The following is a 1258-nucleotide window of genomic DNA, read 5'->3' on the forward strand; positions in this document are numbered from 1 at the left end:
CGGCGTACGGGGTGGTCCGCAGCCCTGCCGCCCGCAGGCCGGAGTCGATCCGCCAGAGGCCCTCCACGTCCCCGCCGGCCCGGACGGCGATCCGGCCGCCGGGGGCCAGCAACCGGGTGGCGAGGCCGTAGAACTCCTGGGAGTGGAATTTGACCGGTCCGCCGTCCGAGGGCGCGGGCAGGTCGGCGACCACCACGTCGTACTCCTCGTCGGGCGCGCCCCGCAGCCAGGCCATCGGGTCGGCGGCCGTGGTGCGGACCCGGGGGTCGTCCAGGGAGTGCCCGGTGAGGTCGGCCAGCCCGGGGTCGGTGCGGGCGAGCAGGGGGAGCGCGGGGTCGGCGTCGACCAGCCGGACGGAGCGCACCCCGCGGTGCCGCAGGACCTCCCTCAGGGCGAGTCCGTCGCCGCCGCCGAGCAGCAGCACCCGGGTGTCCGGTCCGGCGGCCATGGCGGGGTGGACGAGGGCCTCGTTGCCGCGGTACTCGTCGGGCCCGCAGACCGCGAGCCGGCCGTCGAGGTAGAGCCTGAGCGGGCCCTCGGCGGGGCCGGTGAGCACGATCTCCTGGTGCCGGCCGCGGGTGGCGTGGCGGACCTGGTCGCCGTACAGGGCGTGCCGGGCGGCGCGTTCGATCGCGTCGGAGCCGGCGGCGGCGGCCGCGAGCAGGGAGAGGACGGCCAGGCAGCCGCCCCAGAGCAGCCGTCGTATCCGGGGGGCCGGTTCCTCGCGGAACAGCCAGAGCACCACGGCGGCCCCGGCGACGGCGTTGACCGCCCCGGTGAGCAGCGCGCCGTCGCCGGGACCGAGGCAGGGGAGGATGAGGAAGGGGAAGGCGAGGCCGCCGATCAGCGCGCCCACGTAGTCGGCGGCGAACAGGTCGGCGACGGCGCGGCCGGCGTCCTCGCGCCGGATCCGTTGGATGAGGGTCATCAGCAGGGGGATCTCGGCGCCGATCAGGATGCCGATCAGGCAGGTGAGGCCGACCATCGCGGCCTGGTAGCCGCCGATCCAGGCCCAGCAGGAGTACAGGGCGAGGACGGAGAGCCCGCCGGTGAGCGCGAGGGCGCACTCGACGACGGCGAAGGCGGTCGCGGGCCGGCTGGTGAACCGCTTGGCGAGCAGTGAGCCGAGCCCCATCGCAAACACCATGACGGAGAGCACGACCGAGGTCTGGGTGACGGTGTCCCCGAGCAGGTAGTCGCCGAGCGCCACGAGTTCGAGCTCGTAGACGAGTCCGCAGGCCGCGCAGACGAACGCGGC

General features: G+C 75.4%; 1 protein-coding gene. It reads right to left on the bottom strand.

Features of this window, described 5'->3' with window-relative positions:
* Positions 1 to 1258, bottom strand: a 1258-nt coding sequence (locus J0670_RS38230) for a polyamine aminopropyltransferase (RefSeq protein WP_207817368.1), incomplete at both ends; no start/stop codon positions are given.

It is taken from the genome of Streptomyces sp. FH025 (assembly GCF_017427025.1).
In the GTDB taxonomy this organism is placed as follows: domain Bacteria; phylum Actinomycetota; class Actinomycetes; order Streptomycetales; family Streptomycetaceae; genus Kitasatospora.